This is a genomic window from Paraburkholderia tropica (assembly GCF_014171495.1).
Taxonomy (GTDB): domain Bacteria; phylum Pseudomonadota; class Gammaproteobacteria; order Burkholderiales; family Burkholderiaceae; genus Paraburkholderia; species Paraburkholderia tropica.
Map to the genome: position 1 here is coordinate 2,617,430 of NZ_CP049134.1, position 22,332 is coordinate 2,639,761.

Genomic DNA, 22,332 nt, shown 5'->3' on the forward strand with positions numbered 1-22,332 from the left:
CGTTTATGGGCACGGCTTCTGTGCGCTCGCATCCGCCTCCGCGAACGCGCGCCGCCCGGCCGCTTTTGCCGCGTTTCACCCTCGCCCCAAGCGCCCCCCGCGCATGCCGATCCGGCGCGCCACCTCCCCGCATCGCACGCCGCGCAAGGCTCGCCCGGCGGGCCGCCTCGAAGATTTCCTCTAGCAAAGCCCCGAGCGTCGCGCGTCGCGGACGTGTACTCTGACGGGCAAAGTCCGGTAGCGCGTCAGCGTATGCATCGCGCACCGGCAGCCGCGCGCACGCCCTCTTGCACCGGGAAGGGCACGCGACGGCGCTCTGGAGACGAGACACACAACAACGCGGCGCCAGCGCCGCACACGGGACGAGGAGGACGACGTTCGTGCAGTTCGACGCGCAATGGCTGCTGCTCGCGCTCGCGCCCGTATTTCTCGCCTGCATCGGCTGGGAAGCCTGGCATCTCGCCCGCACGCGCCCCGACACGGCCCTCTACAGCTGGCCCGACACGCTCTGCAACGCCGCGCTCGCGCTCATGCACCAGGGCGCAGACAAGCTCGCGTGGCTCGTCGCGATTCCCGTTTACGCCTGGGTCTGGCGCCACGGGCGTCTGACAGACTGGCAGCCCGGCTGGCGCGCCTGGCTCGCGCTGTTCGTCGCCCAGGACCTGCTCTACTACGTGTTTCACCGCGCGAGCCATCGCGTGCGCTGGCTGTGGGCCGCGCACGTCGTCCATCATTCGTCGGGACGCCTCAATCTTTCCACCGCCTTCCGTCAGAGCCTGATGTATCCCGTCGCGGGCATGTGGCTGTTCTGGATTCCGCTCGCCGTGATCGGCTTCACGCCGATGCAGATCGTCGGCATCGTGCTCGTCAATCTCGCGTTTCAGTTCTTCGTGCATACGCAGGCGATCGGCAAGCTCGGCTGGCTCGAATACGTGTTCAACACGCCGTCGATGCACCGCGTCCATCACGCGCGCAACGAACGTTACATCGACCGCAATTACGCCGGCGTGCTGGCGATCTGGGACCGTCTGTTCGGCAGCTACGTCGAAGAAGATGCGCTCGAACCGCCCGTGTACGGCATCGTCAAGCCGCTCGATACCTACAACCCGCTGAAGGCGAGCTTTCACGAATGGATCGCGATGGCGCGCGACTGCGCGCGCATGCCGGACTGGCGCACGCGGCTTGCTGCGCTGTTCGCGCCGCCCGATTGGTGCGCGCGCCACGACCTCGCGCTTGCGCCGCAGGCCTCGCAGGCGGCCGTGACGGAAAACAACACCAGGGGTGAGTGCGGGTCGCGCGAACCTTAGGAGATTGCGTAGGCTGTCGGCCAGAGAACGGGGAACGAAGTACACAAGCCAGATCCGCACCGGCAGTTTGCATTGAAGCAGTGGCCATCAAGCCACACACCGAGGAGATGAAGTGAATATGAAGCACCAAGGAACGAGACACCGTACGCTGCTGCGCGCCTCCCAGATCGCTCTCGCGAGCGCCGCTTTCGCCCTCCTCGCCGCGTGCGGCGGCGGCAGTGGCGACAACAACAGCAGCGCCAGCACAACGCCGGCGGGCGGCGTGAAACTGCAGGTCGTGTCGTTCGGCGACAGCCTCTCCGACGTCGGCACCTACTCGCCGCAAATCCTGCCGGGCTTCGGCGGCGGCAAGTTCACGACGAACCCTGGCGAGATCTGGGTGCAGAAGATCGCGGAATACTACGGCGGCACCATCACGCCGGCCTACGAAGGCGGCTTCGGCCTCGCGCTCACCGCCACGGGCGGCATGGGCTACGCGCAGGGCGGCTCGGACGTCAGCGCGGCCTTCCCCGAAGGCGAAGGCTGGGCGCCGAACAACGCGGCGGCGACCACCGTGCCGGTCGAGACCCAGGTCAGCAATTACCTGAGCGCCTACAAGAGCTTCAACGACGGCCAGCTCGTGCTGATCAACGGCGGCGCGAACGACATCTTCCAGTACGCGACGACGGCGAACCTGCAGGCGCTCGGCGCGGCGCTGCAAACCGATTTCCCGGCGCTCGTGGCGGCCGGCACGCTGCCGAACACGCAGGCGGGCCAGGTGCAGTTCATCGCCGGCTACCTGAAGCAGAACAACGCGCAGGTCTACCAGGCGGCCGTGGCAATGGCCACGCAGGTGCAGACCATTCTGCAGGCGGGCGGCAAGCACGTCGTCTTCATGACCGTGCCCGATATCGGCCAGACGCCGCTCGGCGTAGCGGCGAATGCGCAGTCGGCCGGCGCGGCTGCGCTGCTGACCGGCATCACGGCGGCCTACAACGGCATCGTCGAAACGGCGCTCGCGTCGGCCATCAGCTCGAAGGCGGTGATTCTCGCCGATGCGTTCACGTGGCTCGACACCGTCGTGCTGCCGAACGCCCAGGCGAACGGCTTCACGGTCACCAACACCGGCACGGCCTGTAACCTGACGCTGATGGCGCAGAACGCCACCGCCTACGCGCAGAAGTATCCGCAAGTGCTGCAAAACGGCATGACGGCCGCGGAATACGGCGCGCAGTTCCAGTCGTCGCTGTTCTGCTCGCCGCAGAGCTACACGGTGGCGAACGCGGACCAGACCTACGTGTTCGCCGACACGGTCCACCCGAGCACGCACACGCACGCGCTGTTCGCGCAGTACGTCGAGCAGACGATCGCGGCTTCGGGGCTCGGGAAGTGAGCTTGCAGCCCTGCGCTGTTGCGCTGCGCTGCGTAAGGGCGAAAAAAGCCCGGCCTGGAAAGGCCGGGCTTTTTGTTTGGATCGGCGTAAGCCGCGATGAGCGCCTACGTGCCGGTAGCCTCCGCCTCGGGCCACAAACGCGGAAACAGCCAGCGAAAAAGCGAGAGCGGCAAAGCCAGTTCGAGCGGACCGCGCGGCGTGGGCGAATCCACGATCCCGATCTTGAGCAGTTCAGCCAGCAAGCGATCGGCCGTGCGCGGCGCGAGGCCGGTCATCGCCTTGAAACGCGCGCGATCGATGGAATCGACCGTTCCGAGCATGGCGAGCGGCATGGCGGCTTCCGCGCGAAGGAAGCGCGTGTCGGCGGACTGCGCGAGGGCCGCGAGCATCTGCGCGAGCCGCATTTCGAACGCGCCGAGATCGAGCATGCCGCGCATGAATGCGATCTGATCGAGACAGATATCGAGAAAGTAGTCGATGAACTGCACAAGACCAGCCTCGCTGAGATTGCCGCGTCCATCGAGATCGCCCTTGCGCGGCTGATCGGCTTCGACGAGCGCGGCGTAATACTGCGGCTGCGAGCGCGCAAAACCGCGCATCGGCGACCACAAGCCATGCGTCAGGCCAAGTCCGGCGAGCCCAACATGGGTATGCAGCCGCGCAACCCGACCGTTACCGTCGAGAAACGGATGAATCCACGTTAAACGATGATGCGCGGCGCCCAAAGCGATCAACGCCGTTTCACCGGCGCGCGCGTATTGATATCCGGCTTGCCACGCGCCCATAAAGGCGGGAATCGCGGCGGGATCGGGCGGGATATGGCGTCCGACCTGAACGCCCTGATTACGCCACTCTCCCGGATCGACGGCGATCAGGCGGTCTTCGTCGTCCTTTTGCTGAAGATCGTCAGGGTGAAGCTGCGCGTGCAGATGGCGATGGATCGCGCGGATCGTGTCCGGCGCGAAGTGGCGCGCGGAATCGAAATGTGGCCATGCCGCCTCGCTCCAGCGCTCGGTTTCGATATGCGCCAGCGCAATGCGCTGCCGCCGCGCCTCATCCGGCTTGCTGGAAAAATCGCGTTGCATCGCCTGCTCGATCAGCAACGGCTCGGTATGCTGCCCTTCGATCTTGTTGGTGTAGTACGAATTCATCGGCCGCAGCGCCTCGCGCAGCAAGGCACGCAACCGGGGCATGCCCTGCGCCGCGAGTCCCGCCGATTCAGCGATGACTTGCGCCGCGCGCGGGCGTAACGCGTCGAGCCGATGCTCGCCGGGCATAAGCGGCTGCATCTGGTGAGGCTGGTCGTAGGCGTAGCGGCTGGCGGTCGGATGCATGAGACGAAGCGGTGACGTGGCGCGTGTCGTGGCGACTATCAGAGATGCATTCTATCCGCAGAAATCCTTTAACCACAATGAGATAGCACCACCATGGCGACTGTCGTGGCGACTAATTCCGCAACCGCCTGCGCCCCCGCCCCACCCTACTCCTGCGCCTCGAACGCCGCCGCCGCGCGACCGAGCCGGTCGTTCACGGCGATCCATTCGATTGTCTCCGGCAGCTTCTCGATGAGAATGCGCGAGACATTCGCCCGATCGAGCGCGCGCAGCAAGCCATACAGCTCGCGCGCATAAGCCTGCGGTTCTTCGGGCGCGGCCACGAAATGCACGTTGGCCGCCTGCGCCCACGCACCCGCGCGCGAGGCACGCGCCACCAGCGCCACCGTCTCGCCCGCGGCGCGCGCGGCGGCGAGCTGCGGCTCCAGCGCCTCGAACGGCTGCAGCGCCAGCGGCGTGCGCGGCGCGTAATGCGCCTTGAGCGTGCCCGACGCGCGCGGTGCCGTGGCGTCCGATCCATCAGGCAGACGCGGCGCCTCGCCGAGCACGCGCGCGATATCGTGCGGGCTCACATGGCCAGGACGCAGCAGCGCCGGGAAGCCACGCGACAAATCGAGAATCGTCGATTCGATGCCCACGTCGCACGCGCCGCCGTCGAGCACATGCACCGTCGCGCCGAACTCGTCGCGCACGTGCTGCGCCGTGGTCGGGCTCACATGGCCGAAGCGGTTCGCGGACGGCGCCGCGACGCCGCCATGCCCGCCGCGCCGCGCCGAAAACGCCGCCAGCAGCTTCTGCGCGACCGGATGCGACGGGCAGCGCAGCCCCACCGAATCCTGACCGCCGCTCACCGCGTCGGGAATGCGTGCGTGACGCTTGACGATCAGCGTGAGCGGACCCGGCCAGAAGGCGTCGACGAGCTTTTGCGCGGCTTCCGGCCACTCGGCGGCCCAGTACTGCGGATCGCCGCCCGGCGGCAGATGCACGATCACCGGATGGTTGGCGGGACGCCCCTTCGCGGCGTAAATACGCGCGACGGCTTCCGGGCTCGCCGCGTCGCCGCCGAGGCCGTAGACGGTCTCGGTCGGAAACGCGACCAGTTCGCCCGCATCGAGCAGCGCGGCGGCGTGCTCGATGTCGGCGTCGGTCAACGGCGAAGCCACGGATGAAGCGGCGGAATGCGGCTGTTCGGACATGATGCGCGGCGTCCTCAGCTCGTGACGATATGCAGCAGACGCGCGCAATCGCGTGCGGCCGTGCGGGCTTCGTCGAGCGTCGGCGCGGTGAAGTTCACGTGGCCCATCTTGCGGCCCGGGCGCGCGTCTTCCTTGCCGTACAGATGCAGACGCGCGGCAGGCATCGCCGCGACCTGGTCCCACGGCGGCGTGACGGGCGCGGCGCCCTTCTGCGCCTTCGCCTCGCCGGCGCCGGCCGGGAACCACACATCGCCGAGAATGTTGAGCATCACGGCCGGCGAGTGCTGGCGCGTGTCGCCGAGCGGCATGCCGGTCATCGCGCGCACCTGCTGCTCGAACTGGCTCGTCGCACAGGCATCGGTCGTGTAGTGGCCCGAGTTGTGCGGACGCGGCGCCATTTCATTGGCGACCAGCGAACCGTCTTCGAGGATGAAAAACTCCACGCACAGCACGCCCACGTAGCCGAGCTTCGCCGCAATCTGCAGCGCCGCCTGCTGCGCCTGCTTGATGAGCGCTTCGCTCGCGTCCGGCGCGGGCACGATCGTGTGCGACAGCACGCCGTTGCGGTGCGTGTTCTGCGCGAGCGGATAGACCACGGCCGCGCCGTTCGCGCCGCGCGCGATCAGCGCGCTGACTTCGAACTTGAGCGGCAGGCGCTTTTCCAGCACGCACGGCACGCCGCCGAGCGACGCATGCGCCTCGCGCACTTCGTCGGCGTTCGTCACGCGGATCTGGCCCTTGCCGTCGTAACCCATGCGCGCGGTTTTCAGGATGCCGGGCAGCACGGCGGCGATCGTGGTGTCGTCGAGGGCGGCGAGCGCCTGCGACGATTCGATCACCACGTGCGGCGCGACCGGCACGCCCGACGCCGCGATAAAGCGCTTCTCGGCGATGCGGTCCTGCGCGACGGCCACGCAACGTCCGGCCGGGCTCACGAAGGTCGATTTGGCGAGCGCGTCGAGGCTCGCGGCGGGCACGTTCTCGAACTCGGTCGAGATGGCCGCGCACAGGCGCGCGAGTTCGGTCAGTGCGGCTTCGTCGTCGTAGGCCGCGCAGATATGGCGGTCGGCGACCGCGCCTGCGGGGCTGGTCGCGTCCGGGTCGAGCACGGCGACGCGATAGCCCATCGCCTGAGCGGCAAAGCAGAACATGCGGCCAAGCTGGCCGCCACCCACCATGCCCAGCCAGGCGCCGGGCAGGATCGGTGAAACCGGAGAATTGTCAGGAGTCATCTTCGTGGTCGGTCGCGGCTGGCCGCGGCGCGTGGGGATACGTCGCGCGGTCCAGACCGGGGTTTAACGTCGAAGGCAGGACGCGGTGCCGGCCTTCGACGGTGTCGCTTCAGGCGGCGTCCGATGGGTCAACTCAACTCGAAACAACAGCAAGTGACATCGATCGTCGCCAAACTGGCGCTTAACGCACCACGCTTAGAGCGCCGGCAGCACCATCGCATGCGCCGCTTCGTTCTGGCGCACGCGGAACGCCGCGAGCTTGTTCGCGTATTCCGGATCGGTCACGCTCAGCATCGAGACGGCGAACAGCGCCGCATTGGCCGCGCCCGCTTCGCCGATGGCGAAGGTCGCGACCGGCACGCCCTTGGGCATCTGCACGATCGAATGGAGCGAGTCCACGCCCTTCAGATACTTGCTGACCGCCGGCACGCCGAGCACGGGCACCGTGGTCTTGGCCGCCAGCATGCCCGGCAGATGCGCCGCGCCGCCCGCGCCCGCGATGATCGCGCGCAGGCCGCGCTCGCGCGCTTTCTCTGCGTACTCGAACATCTCGTCGGGCATGCGGTGCGCCGAGACGACCTTGGCCTCGTACGCCACGCCGAACTCCTGCAGGATCGCGACCGCGTGCTTCATCGTTTCCCAGTCGGAGCTGGAGCCCATCAACACGCCGACGAGGGGCGCCGCATGCTGGTGAGCCGTCTGAACTTCGCTCATTGTGCTTCCTTTTTCCTTCTATTCACTGCGATGGCGGCCTTTTCCGACCGCCAGTCGCCTACACCATCCGCTTTTCAGGCCAGCTTCTGGCCGGTCAGGCGCTCGAGCGCTTCCTGATACTTGGCCGAGGTCTTTTCGATGACTTCTTCGGGCAGCTTCGGCGCCGGCGGCTCTTTCGCCCAGTCCTGGGTTTCGAGCCAGTCGCGCACGAACTGCTTGTCGAACGACGGCGGGTTCGAGCCCACCTGGTACTGGTCGGCGGGCCAGAAACGCGACGAGTCGGCGGTGAGCGCCTCGTCCATCAGGAACAGCTGGCCGTTGGTGTCCAGACCGAATTCGAACTTGGTGTCGGCGATGATGATGCCGCGCGTGGCCGCGTAATCGGCGGCTTCCTTGTACAGCTTGATCGAGATTTCCTTGATCGTGCGCGAGAGTTCGGTGCCGATGCGGCGCTCCATCTCGTCGTACGTGATGTTCTCGTCGTGATGGCCCATTTCGGCCTTCGCGGCCGGCGTGAAGATCGGCTCGGGCAGCTTCTGCGCGTTTTGCAGGCCCGGCGGCAGTTCGACGCCGCACACGGCGCCCGTTGCCTGATAGTCCTTCCAGCCGCTGCCGGCCAGATAACCGCGCACCACGGCTTCGACGAGGATCGGTTCGAGACGCTTCACCACCACGGCGCGGCCCTTGACCTGCTCGACTTCGTCGGCGGCCACCACGGTTTCGGGCGCGACGCCCGTGAGGTGGTTCGGCACGACGTGCTTGAGCTTCTCGAACCAGAAGTCGGCCATCTGGTTGAGCACCTCGCCCTTGCGCGGAATCGGCTCGCCCATGATGACGTCGAACGCCGACAGACGGTCGGTGGTGACGATCAGCAACTTGTCGTCGCCCACGGCGTAGTTGTCGCGGACCTTGCCGCGGCCCAGAAGCGGCAGCGAGCGGAGCGTGGATTCGTAGAGGGTAGACATCGTCGTGATTCGCTAAAAGAACAATCGAAACGGAAGCGGGACCGGCGCGGACGGCCGGAATCCGGAAAGTAATGCGAGGGTAAACCAAAAACCGCTAAAAAGCTCATCGCCGTTCCCCCGAAACTGGCGGAAACGGCGACGTTTCAACTCGCTGCAGGCGCGTTCCGGGCCAGCCGGCGCGCCTGGCGCGACCACCGCTTAGCGGACGATCTGCGCGAGTTCGCCCGACTTGTACTTCTCGGCGATCTTGTCGAGCGAGACCGGCTTGATCTTGCCGGCCTGGCCTTCGCAGCCGAACGCGAGGAAGCGGTCCACGCAGACCTTCTTCGCGGCTTCGCGAGCCGGCTTCAGGTAGTCGCGCGGGTCGAACTTCGACGGATTTTCGTACATATAGCGACGGATCGCGCCCGTGATCGCCAGACGCAGGTCGGTGTCGATGTTGATCTTGCGCACGCCGTGACGAATGCCTTCCTGGATCTCCTCCACCGGCACGCCGTACGTTTCCTTCATGTCGCCGCCGAATTCGCGGATCTCGGCCAGCAGTTCCTGCGGCACCGACGACGAACCGTGCATCACGAGGTGCGTGTTCGGAATGCGTGCGTGAATTTCCTTGATGCGCTGGATCGACAGGATGTCGCCCGTGGGCTTCTTGGAGAACTTGTACGCGCCGTGCGAGGTGCCGATGGCGATCGCCAGCGCGTCGCACTGCGTGAGCTTCACGAAGTCGGCGGCCTGCTCCGGATCGGTCAGGAGCTGCTCGCGCGTCATGGTGCCTTCGGCGCCGTGACCGTCTTCCTTGTCGCCCTTCATGGTTTCCAGCGAACCGAGCACGCCCAGCTCCGCTTCCACCGTGACGCCGATCGAGTGTGCCATTTCCACGACTTTACGCGACACATCGACGTTGTATTCGTACGAGGCAACCGTCTTGCCGTCGGCTTCGAGCGAGCCGTCCATCATCACGCTGGTGAAGCCGCTGCGGATGGCTGCCATGCAGACCGCCGGCGACTGGCCGTGATCCTGGTGCATCACGACCGGAATATGCGGATACGACTCGACCGCAGCTTCGATCAGATGACGCAGAAACGGCTCGCCCGCGTATTTGCGTGCGCCCGCCGAGGCTTGCATGATCACCGGCGAACCGACCTGGCTTGCCGCTTCCATGATCGCCTGGACCTGCTCCAGGTTGTTCACGTTGAACGCCGGCAAACCGTAGCCGTGCTCGGCCGCGTGGTCGAGCAATTGACGCATTGAAACGAGAGGCATTGTCCTACTCCTTTGATTTGAAACGAATTGCTTCGTGCCGCCGGCCGTCTTGCGCAGCCGGTCGTGGGCGGCCTGGCAGCCGCCGCCCCGCGTGTCGCGACGCGGGCTCAATGCCGTGATTTTATCGCGAAGACACTGCAATTCCCGCGCCGATCGCGTAACTGGCATGAAATTGGCGTATCGGAACGTCAGATCGGCGAGAAGATGCAAAAAGAATTGACAGCCCGCGCGCCGCCCCACCGGCGCGCAGACTGCAATTTCGGGGAAAATGCGGGGATTTTGCTGCGATTTAGCGCTTATCCAGCACCTATCTAACGCCGATCTGATACCAATGTGATACCAGTCGGCGCCTGTGCAATTTTTTATTTTTCGCGCCTCGGGAACGGCGCGGCATCGGTGAAAAACCGATGGAAACCGCGCAATCCCGAAAATAAAGCGAAAAAAATGGCGGCGGATTTACAGCACGTCGCCGACGCGCACGATCTTCAGCGTGTTCGTGCCGCCCGGCTGACCCATCGGCTCGCCGACCGTCAGCACGACCATGTCGCCGCGCGCCGCGTAGCCCTTGCTCACGACCACTTCGATCGCTTGCTGGAGCGCCGTGTCGCGGTCGCTGCTGGTGTCCAGATGCAGCGGCGTGACGTTACGGTACAGCGACATCGCGCGCTCGCTGCCCACGCGCGGCGTGAGCGCGAAGATCGGCACGTGGGTCCAGTGACGCGACATCCACAGCGCCGTCGAGCCCGACTCCGTGAGCGCGACAATCGCCTTCGCGCCCAGATGGTAGGCCGTGAACAGCGCGCCCATGGCGATCGACTGGTCGATGCGCGTGAAGGTGCGGTCGAGGAAATCCTTGTCGAGCTCGCTGTGCTCGGACTTCTCGGCTTCCACGCAGATCGCGGCCATGGTTTCGATGGTCTGCACCGGATACTTGCCCGCCGCCGATTCGGCCGAGAGCATCACCGCATCCGTGCCGTCGAGCACGGCGTTGGCGACGTCCGAGACTTCGGCGCGCGTGGGCACCGGCGCGTGGATCATCGACTCCATCATCTGCGTGGCCGTGATCACGAGCTTGTTCGACTCGCGCGCCATGCGGATCATGCGCTTTTGCAGCGCCGGCACCGCGGCGTTGCCGACTTCCACGGCCAGGTCGCCGCGCGCGACCATGATGCCGTCCGACGAATCGAGAATCTCCTGCAGCGCCGGAATGGCTTCCGCGCGCTCGATCTTCGCGATCATCTTCGGCTTCACGCCGTAGGGCGCGCCCGCGATATTCGCGAGCTGGCGTGCCATTTCCATGTCGGTGGCGTTCTTCGGGAACGACACGGCGACGAAATCCACCGCCAGCGACATCGCCGTGCGGATATCTTCCATGTCTTTCGCCGTCAGCGCGGGCGCCGTGAGGCCGCCGCCCTGGCGGTTGATGCCCTTGTTGTTCGACAGGTCGCCGCCGACCTTCACGGTCGTGTGGATCTCGCTGCCGATCACACGCGCGACGTCGAGCACGATCAGGCCGTCGTTGAGCAGCAGCACGTCGCCCGGCTTCAGGTCGCGCGGCAGGTCCTTGTAATCGAGACCGACGCGCTCGTCGTTACCGAGTTCGCACTCGGCGTCGAGGATGAAGGGCTGACCCGGCTCGAGCGTCGTCTTGCCGTTCTCGAACTTGCCGACGCGGATCTTCGGGCCTTGCAGATCGGCCATGATCGCGACTTCACGGCCGGCCTGACGGGCGCACTCCCGCACGGTTTCGGCACGCTGACGGTGGTCGTCGGCGGTGCCGTGCGAGAAGTTGAGGCGCACCACGTCCAATCCCGCATGGATCATTTTCAGCAGGACGTCCGGCGTGCTGGAAGCCGGACCGATGGTGGCGACAATCTTGGTGGCGCGATGCATGAGTCTCCTCGTCTGGAAAGGATCGCTGGAAAAACCGTTGCTGCGAGAAGAGCTGGCCGGCTGCGCCGCGAGGGCGGGCATGCCGGGACGCGCACCGGTCGGAGCCGGCGTCGCTTTCTTTGACGACGCCGCTGCCGTCGCAGGGACGGTGGCGGCGCGATTCATGTTCATTTGCCCGGCGGACGTGGCTGTGCGTCCGGCGGGGGGAGTCGGTTCGCTCACCGGCGTCGCGCGCGATTCAGCGGTCGGCGCTGACGACGGTTCGAGAGCGGCATCGGTTGCGGGCGTCGCGCCCGCCCGCACCGTGCTGGCGAGGGGCGTGCCCCCCGCTTTCGTCGGTTTCTGTCTGGCGGCGGCCCCGGTTGCGACGCGCGGCTTCTGCGCGTTGGCACGAGGAAGCTTGTTGGCGGCCTTCCCGGCCGGGGCGCGCGGCGCCATTTAGCCAGCCGCCCGGGTTTCGAGCACTTCCACCGCCGGCAGCTTCTTGCCTTCCAGGAACTCCAGGAAAGCGCCGCCGCCGGTCGAGATGTAGCTGACCTTGTCGGCGATGTTGTACTTCGCGATGGCCGCGAGCGTGTCGCCGCCGCCGGCGATCGAGAACGCGCCCGAGCTGGCGATCGCGTCCGCGAGCGTCTTCGTGCCGTTGCCGAACTGGTCGAACTCGAACACGCCGACCGGGCCGTTCCAGACGATCGTGCCGGCCTGCGCGAGCTGCGCGGCGAGCGCGTTGGCCGTGACCGGGCCGATGTCGAGGATCATGTCGTCGTCGGCGACGTCCGCGACGTTCTTCGTTTCGGCCTTGGCCGTCGGCGAGAACGCCTTGGCGGTCACGACGTCGGTCGGGATCGGCACCGAAGCGCCACGGGCGCGCGCGGCGTCGATGATCGCCTTGGCGTCGTCGACGAGATCGACTTCCGCGAGCGACTTGCCGATCTTCAGGCCGGCGGCCAGCATGAACGTGTTGGCGATGCCGCCGCCGACGATCAGCTGATCGACCTTTTCGGCCAGCGACTTGAGGATGGTGAGCTTGGTCGAGACCTTCGAACCGGCGACGATCGCCACCAGCGGGCGCTTGGGCGCGCCGAGCGCCTTGCCGAGCGCGTCGAGTTCGGCGGCCAGCAGCGGGCCTGCGCAGGCGATGCCCGCGTACTTCGCGATGCCGTAGGTGGTGGCTTCGGCGCGGTGCGCGGTGCCGAACGCGTCGTTCACGTAGATGTCGCAGAGCTTCGCCATCTTTTGCGACAGCTCGTCGGAATTCTTCTTCTCGCCCTTGTTGACGCGGCAGTTTTCGAGCAGCACGACGTTGCCCGGCTCGACGTTCACGCCGTTTTCCACCCAGTTCGCGACCAGCGGCACGTCGCGGCCGAGCAGTTCGGCCAGACGCTTCGCGACTGGCGCGAGCGAGTCTTCGGGCTTGAATTCGCCTTCGGTCGGGCGGCCCAGATGGGACGTGACCATGACAGCGGCGCCCGCATCCAGCGCGGCCTTGATGGCCGGCACGGAGGCGCGCACGCGGGTGTCTTCGGTGATGTTGCCGTGGTCGTCCTGCGGCACGTTCAGGTCGGCGCGGATGAACACCCGCTTGCCCTTGAGCTTGCCTTCGGAGATCAGATCGGAAAGACGCAGAACCTTGTTCATGGACATGTCATCTTGATGGTGGGAAGGCGGTGACAAGACGATGCAGGTCCGCGGGCCGTCGAAGCGGGGCTTCGGGCAGCCAGGGCGGCTAAGGCGCGACGGGCGCGGCGCGGGATCCGCGCGGCTGCCGTCTCCAGGCGCCGCCGCGGGTCGCTTGCTCGGCGCTCGGCACGAGCCGGCATCGAATTGCGAGATCGGTATTTTAGCCGATAGCCAGGACGATCCGGGCGTGCATCGGCGAATCTCCCGTATTTGGGAGAACGCTGAGCGCGCCGCCGCGACGGACGGCCCGGCGCATCGGCAGAGCACGCGGGGCATCGGCGGATGCTGCGCCGCAACATCCGCGCTCACATGTCCACCGGATGATTTTTTTCGCGGATTCTTCGTGCGAATCGTGGTCTGCACAAGCTGGGTACGGGCCGAAAACGGGTCGAAAACGGGTCGAAATCACGCCGAAAGCCCGTCGCAAGCGCCAGCGGGCGCGCTGGCGGGCGTTAAATGACGTTAAAATAAATCTCTTTGCCACCCGCCGGCTTCGCGCGCGCGGAGCACGATGTGCGACGCGATCATCACGCTGGCGCGCAAACAGGGTTCGGGCTTCCCGCGATCGGCGAGCGGCAAGCGCTATTCGGCACGCTTGAACGGGGTGTCCGGCAAGAACGAGAATTACGTGCACGGGTTCGCGAAGGTCTGACGCGAAGGTCTAACGCTGTCGCGCCAGATCCCACGAAGCCGCGCCCCCACTGCTACACAGAGAATTATCCTCATGAGCGAACTCAAGGAAATGCCGCTGGTCGAGCTGAAAGCCAAGGACCTGCCGGCCTATTGCCCGAATCCGTCGATGCCGCGCTGGAGCAACCATCCGCGCGTCTTTATCGACGTGACGCACGGCGAAGCGAAGTGCCCGTATTGCAGCACGCGCTACAAGCTGAAGGAAGGCGAGGTCGTGCACGGCCACTGAGGCCCGCGCATGGCGGCGGCGCGGGTCGCGTCGCCCAGGTCTTGACCCGGACCTCGACGCACGCGGCCGACGTTTGGGATTCCTCGCGGTTTTTCGCCACGCGCCCCAACCTTCGGACGCCGCTCGCCGCCAGCCCCGTCTTATCGCACAATGACGCCGGACCGCGCCGCGCCCCGATTTCACCGGGCGCCGCAGCGGCGCCGGCGTTCACACTCATCGACGCGCTCGACGCGTCGTTTTTTTAACCGCGCTACGCGCGCCTGGCCCGTTTGCCGGTTTCGATCGGCACGGCCCGCGCTCGCAGCCTTTGTAATTTCCGGACTCTGACTCCCGATGCGCCGCGCGCTGGTAATCGCACCGAACTGGATCGGTGACGCACTGATGGCGCAGCCGCTCTTTTCGCGGCTCGTAAAACTGCACCCGCGCATTCAGATCGATGCGCTTGCGCCTAGCTGGGTTGCGCCCGTACTCGAGCGCATGCCCGAGATCCGCGACGTCTACGCCACCGACCTCGCCCACGGCAAGCTCCAGATGCTGCGCCGCTGGCAGCTCGCGGGCGATCTGCGCGCGGAGCGCTACGACGTCGCCTACGTGCTGCCGAATTCGCTCAAGTCCTCGCTGATCCCGTGGCTCGCGAACATTCCGCTGCGCATCGGCTACACGGGCGAGAGCCGCTACGGCTTCCTGAACGTGCGCCACGCGAATCCGCCCAAGGACACGCGCCCGCCGATGGTCAAGCACTACGCGGCGCTCGCTTACGCGCCCGGCGCGAATCCGCCCGACGATCTGCCGCTGCCGCGTCTGGAATCGGATCCGAACGAAGCCTCGCGGGTTTCCGCGCGTTTCAATCTGGATACGCGCGTGCCGCTGCTGGTGTTCTGCCCCGGCGCGGAATACGGCCCCGCCAAGCGCTGGCCGCCCGAGCATTTCGCGGCGCTCGCACGCATGGTCGGCCAGTCGTTCCCGTACACGCAGATCATCGCGCTCGGCTCGCCCAAGGACTCGCCGCTCGCACAGGCGATCGCCGACCAGGCGCCGAATGTCCGCAATCTGTGCGGCCAGACGGCGCTCGGCGAAGCCTGCGCGCTGATCTCGCGCGCCAGCGCCGTCGTCACCAACGATTCGGGTCTGATGCACGTGGCCGCCGCGCTGCGCCGCCCGCTGGTGGCGATCTACGGTTCGACGGATCCGCGCCACACGCCGCCCTTGTCCGAGCTCGCAAAGGTACAATGGCTGCATCTCGATTGCAGCCCCTGCTTTGCGCGCGAGTGTCCGCTCGGGCATCTGAACTGCCTGCGCGAACTGAGCCCCGAACAGGTCTTCGACGATTTGCGCGGCATGCTGGTCGCCCAGCGCTGAACCCCGCGCCGCGTTCGCCTCGGGCGCAACGCGCCGCGTGTGTGCGGCACGCCACCGACGCCGCGCCCCGCCGGCGCGCCCAATTCAGGTATTGCGCCGGTGCGCGCGGCGCGTCGAAGCCAACGCCAACCCGCGCGTGAAGCGCATCAGATCAACGAGCCATGCCACGTTTTGCCCACATCTTCGAAGCCGCCGCTGACACGCTCAACGCCTACTACCAGGCTGTCGCCGAGGTCAACATCGACGCGTTGATGGGCCTGTGGATCGACGAGGAGTTCGTGAGCTGCATTACCGCCGAGGGCGCGCATCTGCACGGTCTGCCGGACATCCGCGCGGGCCTCGCGGCGGAGCTGGAAGCCGCGCCGGTGTCGATCGAACCGCTCGACATCCGCGTCTACGACAGCCTCGGCACCGTGGTCTACGCGATCGTGGAAGCGCATCGTCCGGTCGATCCGAACGCGATCCCGGCGATGGTGTTCACGACCTATGTGATGGTGCATGAACGCGGCGAGTGGCGCATCGCGCACATTCACGCGAGCCGGATGCCCGACGACGCCGCGAGCCAGTTCTCCGCGAAACTGCGCCACGGTCAGGGCGCACTGCACTGAGCCGATCCGGCGAGGCCGGGTCGCGCGGGTGCCGTGAAACGGGCGAGCAGCATGCAGTCTCGCGCGAGTTCGGGCGCGCTCGAACGACAACCGGCGTCGACCGGCATTGAGGCCAGACAAGCGGCCCCGATAAGCGAAAAAGAGCGAAAAAGAGCGGACAAAAGCGGCAAAAGAAAGCAGCAGTCGAAAGAAGGGGAAGGCCATGAGCACCACCGGCGATGAAGCGGCGAACTACGACGCGGCCAGCAATGCGGCCGTCACGGCCCTGAACGGCATGCTCCCCTCGAGTTACCGCGCGCCGTTCTGGCTTGCGGGCCCCCATATCGAAACCATCGTTCCCGCGCTGTTCTCGCGCCTGCCCACGCCGGCCTACCGGCGAGAGCGCTGGGATACGCCCGACGGCGACTTCATCGAACTCGACTGGGTCGATGCCCCCGCCAGCGCCGGCGCGCACGCCCCCCTTTTCGTCCTGTTCCACGGCCTCGAAGGCGGCTCCGGCTCGCACTACGCGCGCGCGCTCGCGGCCGAGGCACACGCGCACGGCTGGCACGCCGTGATTCCGCACTTTCGCAGCTGCAGCGGGCCGATGAACCTGCTGCCGCGCTTCTACCATCTCGCCGACGCCGCCGAAGTCGACTGGGTGCTGCGCCGCCTCGCCGCGCGCCACGCCGGACCGCTCGTCGCGGCGGGCGTCTCGCTCGGCGGCAACGTGCTGTTGCACTGGCTCGCGCAACAGCGCGAGGACGCGCGCATCGTCCGCGCGGCCGCCGCGATTTCCGCGCCGCTCGACGTGCATGCGGGCGGCAAGATGCTCGCGAGCGGCTTCGGCATGATCTACACGCGCAGCTTCCTCAAGACGCTCAAGGTGAAGGCGCTCCAGAAGCTCGACCAGTTTCCGGGCCTGTTCGACGCCGACGCCCTGCTCGCCTGCCGCAACATGTACGAATTCGACGGCGTGGTCACCGCGCCGCTGCACGGCTTTCGCGACGCGCACGACTACTGGACCCAGGCGACGGTGCGTCCGAAGCTCGGCGAAATCACCGTGCCGACGCTCCTGCTGAACGCGCGCAACGACCCGTTCCTGCCCGGCCACGTGCTGCCCGCGCGCCACGAAGTCAGCGACGCCGTCGAGCTCGACCAGCCCGAACGCGGCGGCCATGTCGGCTTCATGACGGGCCCGTTTCCGGGCCGCAGCCAGTGGCTCGCGCAACGCGTGACCGGTTATCTTTCACCGTATCTGCCGGCGTCGCGCGCGGCGTCCCACGCTCATGGATGACATCGTCAAACAGGCGCTCGCGCGCTGGCCCAACGTTCCCAGTTGCACCGGCTGGCTGCGCCTCGATGCGCGCGGCCACTGGCGCCTGCGCGACGAGGCCGACCAGGCCGCCGGCGCGCCCGGCACGCCGATCCGCCACGAAGCGCTGATTGCCTTCATCAACCGCAATTACGAGCGCGACGACCAGGGCCAGTGGTTCTTCCAGAACGGCCCGCAATGCGTCTACGTCGAGCTGGAATACGCGCCGTGGGTCGTGCGTCTCGCGAGCGTTCCCGACTCGGCCGTTCCCGATGCGAACGGCACGCTCGCGCTCACCGACCACACCGGTCACGCGTTCACGCCCGTGGCGGCGTTCATCGACGAAAACGGCAGCGTGCTGTTCGCCGATGCCGCCGATGCGAACCTCCACGGCGGCGTGGCACGCGTGGCGCTGCTACACGATCACGATCTCGGCCTGTTCGCCGAGCACGCCACGCTCGCCGACGACGGCCAGAGCGGCACCTTCCACTGGCGCGCCGACGCCGCGCTGCCGCTGCAAGCCATCGCGCGCGTAGACGTGCCGTCGCGTTTCGCCTTCGTCCCAAGTCCCGAGCACGCGGAACAAGCCGCCCGCGCCGCCCAATAGGCGCGCGCGTTCAGATCTTGCTGTCCTTCTCCTCCGCGCGCTCCTCCTTGTAGCGCGCCTCGAAGTCGTGCAGGCGCGCGTCGATCGTCGACAGATCGTAGAAGCCGACCGACTTCATGTCGCGCGCCTCCTTCAACTGCCGGATCGCCGACGGCCACGCGCCGTCCAGCGCGAACTTCTCGGCCAGCGCGCGCCGTTGAGTCAACGCGTCGCCGCTGCCCGCGCTCGCCTGCGCGAGGTACTGCCACCAGGCGGCCTGATGCGGCTCGCTCTGCGTCTCGGCGCGCGCGAGCGTCTGCGCGTCCTGGAAGCGCCGAGACGCGATCAGCGCCTGCAGCAAGCCGTCGGTCGCCGCGTGTGACGCGGGCCACGCCGCGTGCGCGGCCTGCGCGAGGCGGATGGCCTCGTCGGTGCGGCCCGCGCGGCGCGCGATCTCGGCGGCGAGCACGTCGAGACTCGGCGAGCTGCGCGGCTTGCCGCGATCGTTGCCCTCGGCGGCCTCGAAGCGCACGAACGCCGCGCGCGCCGTGGCAAGCGACTGCGCCGCATCGTCGTAACTTTCGAGCAGCGTCTGCGCGACGGCGATCCCGTACCAGTTCGCGGCCACGTTGAGCGCCGTGCGGTCGTCGATTTCGGCACGCAGACGCGCGATCTCATCGAGATATTCGTGACGCGAGCGGTCCTGCAACACCCGCACGCGCGCCCGCACGAAACCGTACTCGGGCGCCTGACGCGGCTGCCGGTAAGGCGCGCGGCGCGCGCGGTCCTCCATGTCGGCGATGCGCTCGCCAGTCAGCGGATGCGTACGCGCATAGGCGGGCACGCCCGCCTCGCTCATCGACGCGCGTTCGAGCCGCTCGAAGAACGCCACCATGCCCCACGTGTCGTAGCCCGCGCCGCCGAGCAACTGGAAGCCGACGCGGTCCGCCTCGTGCTCGGCTGCGCGCGAGAAGCGCAACTGGCTGTCGACGGCATAGGCTTCGCCGCCGAGCGCGATCGCGCTGCCGAGGTCGCCGCTATGCGCGAGCACGCCCGCGAGAATGCCGAGCAGCACGCCCGCGAGCGCCGCGTAACCGCTGTGCTCGCTCTGCGTGAGCATGCGCGCGATGTGCCGCTGCAGCACGTGGCCCATCTCGTGACCGAGCACCGAGGCCAGCTCGGATTCGGTCTGCGTCGCGATGATCAAGCCCGAGTTCACGCCGATGAAACCGCCCGGCAGTGAAAACGCGTTGATCTGGTAATCGCGCATCGCGAAGATCTCGAAGTCGGGCCGATAACCGCCGATGAATTGCGCCGACGCCGATGCCGCAAGCCGCTCCGCCACCGCGTTCAGATAATCGAGCACGAGCCAGTCGCCGATGTAGTCGGGATCGCGACGGATGTCGCGCATGACGCGCACGCCCACGCGCCGTTCGGCTTGCGGCGTGAGCGCGCCGCCCGAACCATCGCCGAGATCGGGCAGTTGCGGGACCCAGGCGGGCGGGCGCACACTCGAACTGCCGTAGACGCCGGGGCCCGACGGATGCGTCGAGCCGACTTCGCCGAAACGCGACTGCGCGCCGCCGTAGGTGCCGAAGACGCCCTGTGCAATCGAAGCGGGTAAGGCGACGTCGCCCGCGTCGTCGAGCGGGCCGCTGACGAGCGCCGGCGCGTTGGGCGCGAGCGTCAGGTTGGTCGTGGGGCGTGCGGCGGAGGTGGCGCTGGAAGCGGATGCGGATGCCGGCGCGGTGGTGGACACTGTGGAGCGCGCGATGTCGGCGGCGCGCAGATCGAGCACCGCGGCGGGCGGCGAGCCGCCTGTCGACGACGCTTGCGCGCCCGACGCCGACGCCTGCGGCGGAACCGCGAGCGAGACGCACAGCCAGACAGCCAGGAGCCGTTTCAGGGGCATCGATCTGAAGGTCGCAAAGCAGGGTCGCAAAGCAGGCGTGCAAAGCGGACGCTGGCGTGACAGTCAGCCAGCCACGCGCCGATTGTAGCCCGGCCCGGCACGCGATTCCGCCCTCGCGGCCGCGATGACGCGGGCACCTCCACGCGCATCAAAGCACGGCATGGCGCATCGTGCCGCGCCCGCGCTGCTAAGATAAGCGCCCTTCTTCATCGCACGTTTTGCGCGCCGGTCTTGCGCGCACGTTATTGGCCAGCCGCGCCGGCACGCGTCGCCGGCGTCATGCAGCCAGGAGCCCACCATGTCCGAACTCACGCATTTCGACGCCGCAGGCGACGCCCACATGGTCGACGTCGGCAGCAAAGCCGAGACCCAACGCATCGCCGTGGCGAGCGGCACGATCCGCATGCTGCCCGCGACGTTCGCGCTCGTGCGCGACGGCAACGCCAAAAAAGGCGACGTGATCGGCGTCGCGCGCATCGCCGCGATCCAGGGCGCGAAGCGCACCGCCGATCTGATCCCGCTGTGCCATCCGCTCGCGATCACGCGCGTCAAGGTCGACTTCGCGCTTGATGAATCGCTGCCTGGCGTGCACTGCACGGCGCAGGTCGAAACCTTCGGCCGCACCGGAGTCGAGATGGAAGCGCTGACCGCCGTGCAGGTCGGGCTGCTGACGGTTTATGACATGTGCAAGGCGGTCGACCGCGGCATGACGATCACCGATGTGCGCGTGCTCGAAAAGCATGGGGGAAGTCGGGGGATTGGGTCGCTCAGCCGCTCGCCCGCTGATCGACGAAAAAAAAGCGGCGAACCCAAGTCCGCCGCTTTTCTCTTCCACTACCGGACGAATCGCTTAATCGTCCGAATCGTCGTCGTCCTCTGTCGCGGACGCCGGCGGCTTGCCGTACTTCTTCAGCAGCGCCGCCTTGAAACCGTCGAGCGTGGGCTCGTTCTCGCAGAGACTGTAGAGCGCGGCCAGTTGCGTCGGCCAGTCGTGCAGTTCCTGCGCGAAAATCTTCAGCCGCTCCACCGTGTCGAACGCACCTTCCGTATTGCCGTCGAGCGCCTGCAACACCGCATAGCGGCGCAGCACCGTCTCGCCCGGCAGCAGCGCGATCGCACGCTGATGCGCCGCGAGCTTCGCGGGCAGATCGGCGGCGTTCATCGGCATGAGCGTGGCCATGCCGTAATCGCCCCACGCGCTGAACAGGTGCGACGGTTCATCGGCGTATTGCTTCGCCGGGTGCGAGCCGTAGTAAAGCACTTCGGAGCGGTTGTAATCGCGCATCACCGGCCACAGCGACGCAATGCCGCCGAACACGATCACCGAATACACACCCATCACGACCGGCGGCGGCACGGCACGCAGCCGCTTCGTTTCGAACAGACCGAACACGAACATCGCGGGCAGCAGGAAGAACATGTACTGCTGCGGATATTCGACGAGCGCATGCATGACGAGCGCGCCGATCAGCATGAAGCCGAAAATGCGCTCGGGCGTATGCGGCGCGAGCAGCGAGCGCACGAACCACGCCAGCAGCCCGATCACGACGATCCCGCAGCCGACCACGCCGGTCTTCGCAAGCAGGTCAATGAAGATGTCGTGCGAGTTATTGGCGATCTCGACGCCGCCCAGCGTGCGGGCGAGTTCGAACTGGTGGATCGGGAAATCGCCCCAGCCCACGCCCAGCAGCGGATGCGCCTTGAACATCGCGAGGCCGTAGTGCCACAGCGCGAGACGCGGCGCGATCTGGCTCGCGTCCTTCATGCGGTCGGCGGCCGACTGGTCGAGTTGCAGCTGATAGTGCACGTTGGCCCAGCGCACGAACGCGTTCATGCCGACGAAGATCACCGCCAGCACGACCGGCACGAGCCACGCGCGCGCGCCGCCCTTCAGGCTCGCCGAGCCGTCTTCGCCACGCACGCCGCGCGACGCCGACAGCGCCATCCAGAGCCCCGCCACCACGATCACCGCCATCTGCAGCCACGGTCCGCGCGACACGGTGAGCGCGAGACCGCCTGCGTAGATCGCCGAGAGCACGCCCCACAGCAGCACGTTCAGACGACGCGTCTGCACGAGATAGAGCGCCGCGGCCATCGCGAAGGAAATATAGGTGGCGAGGTGATTGGCCTGCGCCATGTTGCCGAACGGCCGACGCTGGAACTGCACGTTATAGGCGACGACAAGCGGCGTGACCTTGGTTTCCAGATGCAGCAACTGGATGACCTGGCAGAACACCGAGAACAGGCCGCCGATCACGAGCGCCCAGGAACCCCACACCACCGCCGTGCGCGCAAGGCCGACGCGCGTGATGCTGTAGCCCGCGAGCGTGGCCATGAAGGCCGCGAGCAGATAGCCGACGCCGAGCCAGTTCATCGACGGTTGCGCGAGGTGCAGCACCGCGGTCTGCACGGCGAGCAGCAAGCCGAAGCCGAGCGGCACCAGCGCCACCATGGGCACGGCGAAGTCGACGGCCGGCCGCGCGGAGCGCACCAGCAGCCAGACGCCCGCGCCTACCAGCAGGTAGAGCGCCAGCGCGGTGAATTCGGCATAGAACGTCGGGATCGGATAGGTGTGGTTGACGACCGCATAAGGCAGCGTCAACGCGAGAGCCAGCAAGACGAACGTAAGGTAGCGCGCAAATGGAGAAGGCATGGGGATCGGGGGCGTCAGCAACCGGCGCACTATACAAAACTTTTC

Annotated in this window: 19 protein-coding genes and 1 pseudogene; 10 read left to right on the plus strand and 10 right to left on the minus strand. The window is 67.1% G+C overall.

All coding sequences use genetic code 11. The annotated features are described in order from the left end of the window. The first annotated feature begins 380 nt into the window (after window positions 1–380). Both G5S35_RS11835 and G5S35_RS11840 read left to right on the plus strand, forming a co-directional pair. Window positions 381–1,307: a sterol desaturase family protein gene (locus tag G5S35_RS11835; RefSeq protein ID WP_065059297.1), complete on the plus strand. Its 927-nt coding sequence runs from the start codon at window positions 381–383 to the stop codon at window positions 1,305–1,307. A gap of 118 nt (window positions 1,308–1,425) precedes the next feature. Further along, window positions 1,426–2,679 carry an SGNH/GDSL hydrolase family protein gene (locus G5S35_RS11840; RefSeq protein WP_065059298.1) on the plus strand — a complete coding sequence of 418 codons (1,254 nt, stop codon included), beginning with the start codon at window positions 1,426–1,428 and terminating at the stop codon, window positions 2,677–2,679. 104 nt (window positions 2,680–2,783) lie between these two features. On the opposite strand, the gene G5S35_RS11845 is transcribed toward G5S35_RS11840, so the two are convergent. The 7 genes from G5S35_RS11845 to pyk all read right to left on the minus strand — a co-directional run bounded on the left by G5S35_RS11845 (window position 2,784) and on the right by pyk (window position 11,276). After that, window positions 2,784–4,013 carry a Fic family protein gene (locus G5S35_RS11845; RefSeq protein WP_074986746.1) on the minus strand — a complete coding sequence of 410 codons (1,230 nt, stop codon included), beginning with the start codon at window positions 4,011–4,013 and terminating at the stop codon, window positions 2,784–2,786. Between the two features lie 146 nt (window positions 4,014–4,159). After that, complete coding sequence (locus tag G5S35_RS11850) at window positions 4,160–5,209, minus strand: L-threonylcarbamoyladenylate synthase (RefSeq protein ID WP_065059299.1); 1,050 nt, start codon at window positions 5,207–5,209, stop codon at window positions 4,160–4,162. 14 nt (window positions 5,210–5,223) lie between these two features. Next, window positions 5,224–6,441: a 5-(carboxyamino)imidazole ribonucleotide synthase gene (locus tag G5S35_RS11855; protein WP_183038322.1), complete on the minus strand. Its 1,218-nt coding sequence runs from the start codon at window positions 6,439–6,441 to the stop codon at window positions 5,224–5,226. Window positions 6,442–6,636: 195 nt separating this feature from the next. Continuing rightward, window positions 6,637–7,155: a 5-(carboxyamino)imidazole ribonucleotide mutase gene (gene purE / locus G5S35_RS11860; protein WP_065059301.1), complete on the minus strand. Its 519-nt coding sequence runs from the start codon at window positions 7,153–7,155 to the stop codon at window positions 6,637–6,639. Between the two features lie 74 nt (window positions 7,156–7,229). Continuing rightward, window positions 7,230–8,120 carry a phosphoribosylaminoimidazolesuccinocarboxamide synthase gene (locus G5S35_RS11865; RefSeq protein WP_065059302.1) on the minus strand — a complete coding sequence of 297 codons (891 nt, stop codon included), beginning with the start codon at window positions 8,118–8,120 and terminating at the stop codon, window positions 7,230–7,232. A gap of 198 nt (window positions 8,121–8,318) precedes the next feature. After that, entirely contained in the window at window positions 8,319–9,383 is a 1,065-nt protein-coding gene (fba, locus tag G5S35_RS11870) for a class II fructose-bisphosphate aldolase (RefSeq protein WP_028217828.1), read from the minus strand. A gap of 456 nt (window positions 9,384–9,839) precedes the next feature. Further along, entirely contained in the window at window positions 9,840–11,276 is a 1,437-nt protein-coding gene (pyk, locus tag G5S35_RS11875) for a pyruvate kinase (RefSeq protein WP_110328849.1), read from the minus strand. Here pyk and G5S35_RS11880 point away from each other — a divergent pair. After that, window positions 11,275–11,718 (plus strand): hypothetical protein, encoded by a 444-nt coding sequence (locus G5S35_RS11880; RefSeq protein ID WP_110328848.1) that lies wholly within the window; start codon window positions 11,275–11,277, stop codon window positions 11,716–11,718. The genes pyk and G5S35_RS11880 overlap by 2 nt on opposite strands. On the opposite strand, the gene G5S35_RS11885 is transcribed toward G5S35_RS11880, so the two are convergent. Then, on the minus strand, window positions 11,715–12,914 hold the full coding sequence (locus tag G5S35_RS11885) for a phosphoglycerate kinase (protein ID WP_065059305.1): 1,200 nt from the start codon (window positions 12,912–12,914) through the stop codon (window positions 11,715–11,717). The genes G5S35_RS11880 and G5S35_RS11885 overlap by 4 nt on opposite strands. A 553-nt stretch (window positions 12,915–13,467) precedes the next feature. Between G5S35_RS11885 and G5S35_RS11890 the strand changes: the two genes are divergently transcribed. From G5S35_RS11890 to G5S35_RS11915, 6 genes are all read left to right on the plus strand, one after another. Then, complete coding sequence (locus tag G5S35_RS11890; protein ID WP_156773690.1) at window positions 13,468–13,608, plus strand: hypothetical protein; 141 nt, start codon at window positions 13,468–13,470, stop codon at window positions 13,606–13,608. A gap of 72 nt (window positions 13,609–13,680) precedes the next feature. Beyond that, window positions 13,681–13,875 carry a zinc-finger domain-containing protein gene (locus G5S35_RS11895; RefSeq protein WP_065059306.1) on the plus strand — a complete coding sequence of 65 codons (195 nt, stop codon included), beginning with the start codon at window positions 13,681–13,683 and terminating at the stop codon, window positions 13,873–13,875. A 333-nt stretch (window positions 13,876–14,208) separates the two neighbouring features. Continuing rightward, a complete protein-coding gene (gene waaF / locus G5S35_RS11900) occupies window positions 14,209–15,234 on the plus strand; it encodes a lipopolysaccharide heptosyltransferase II (RefSeq protein WP_065059307.1) in 1,026 nt (341 codons plus the stop codon). A 161-nt stretch (window positions 15,235–15,395) separates the two neighbouring features. Continuing rightward, window positions 15,396–15,842, plus strand: coding sequence for a nuclear transport factor 2 family protein (locus G5S35_RS11905; protein WP_065059308.1), 447 nt, complete (start codon window positions 15,396–15,398; stop codon window positions 15,840–15,842). A 202-nt stretch (window positions 15,843–16,044) separates the two neighbouring features. After that, on the plus strand, window positions 16,045–17,118 hold the full coding sequence (locus G5S35_RS11910) for a hydrolase (protein WP_074986751.1): 1,074 nt from the start codon (window positions 16,045–16,047) through the stop codon (window positions 17,116–17,118). Further along, on the plus strand, window positions 17,111–17,743 hold the full coding sequence (locus tag G5S35_RS11915) for a DUF2946 family protein (protein WP_124260724.1): 633 nt from the start codon (window positions 17,111–17,113) through the stop codon (window positions 17,741–17,743). The genes G5S35_RS11910 and G5S35_RS11915 overlap by 8 nt, the downstream gene beginning before the upstream one ends. A 10-nt stretch (window positions 17,744–17,753) precedes the next feature. Here the strand turns inward: G5S35_RS11915 and G5S35_RS11920 are convergent, their stop codons facing one another. Then, on the minus strand, window positions 17,754–19,634 hold the full coding sequence (locus G5S35_RS11920) for a M48 family metalloprotease (protein WP_183038323.1): 1,881 nt from the start codon (window positions 19,632–19,634) through the stop codon (window positions 17,754–17,756). A 298-nt stretch (window positions 19,635–19,932) separates the two neighbouring features. Between G5S35_RS11920 and moaC the strand changes: the two are divergent. Then, window positions 19,933–20,420 (plus strand): annotated as a pseudogene (gene moaC / locus G5S35_RS11925) (cyclic pyranopterin monophosphate synthase MoaC). Window positions 20,421–20,484: 64 nt separating this feature from the next. Here the strand turns inward: moaC and G5S35_RS11930 are convergent. Further along, window positions 20,485–22,287 (minus strand): PglL family O-oligosaccharyltransferase, encoded by a 1,803-nt coding sequence (locus G5S35_RS11930; protein ID WP_183038324.1) that lies wholly within the window; start codon window positions 22,285–22,287, stop codon window positions 20,485–20,487. Window positions 22,288–22,332 lie beyond the last annotated feature (45 nt).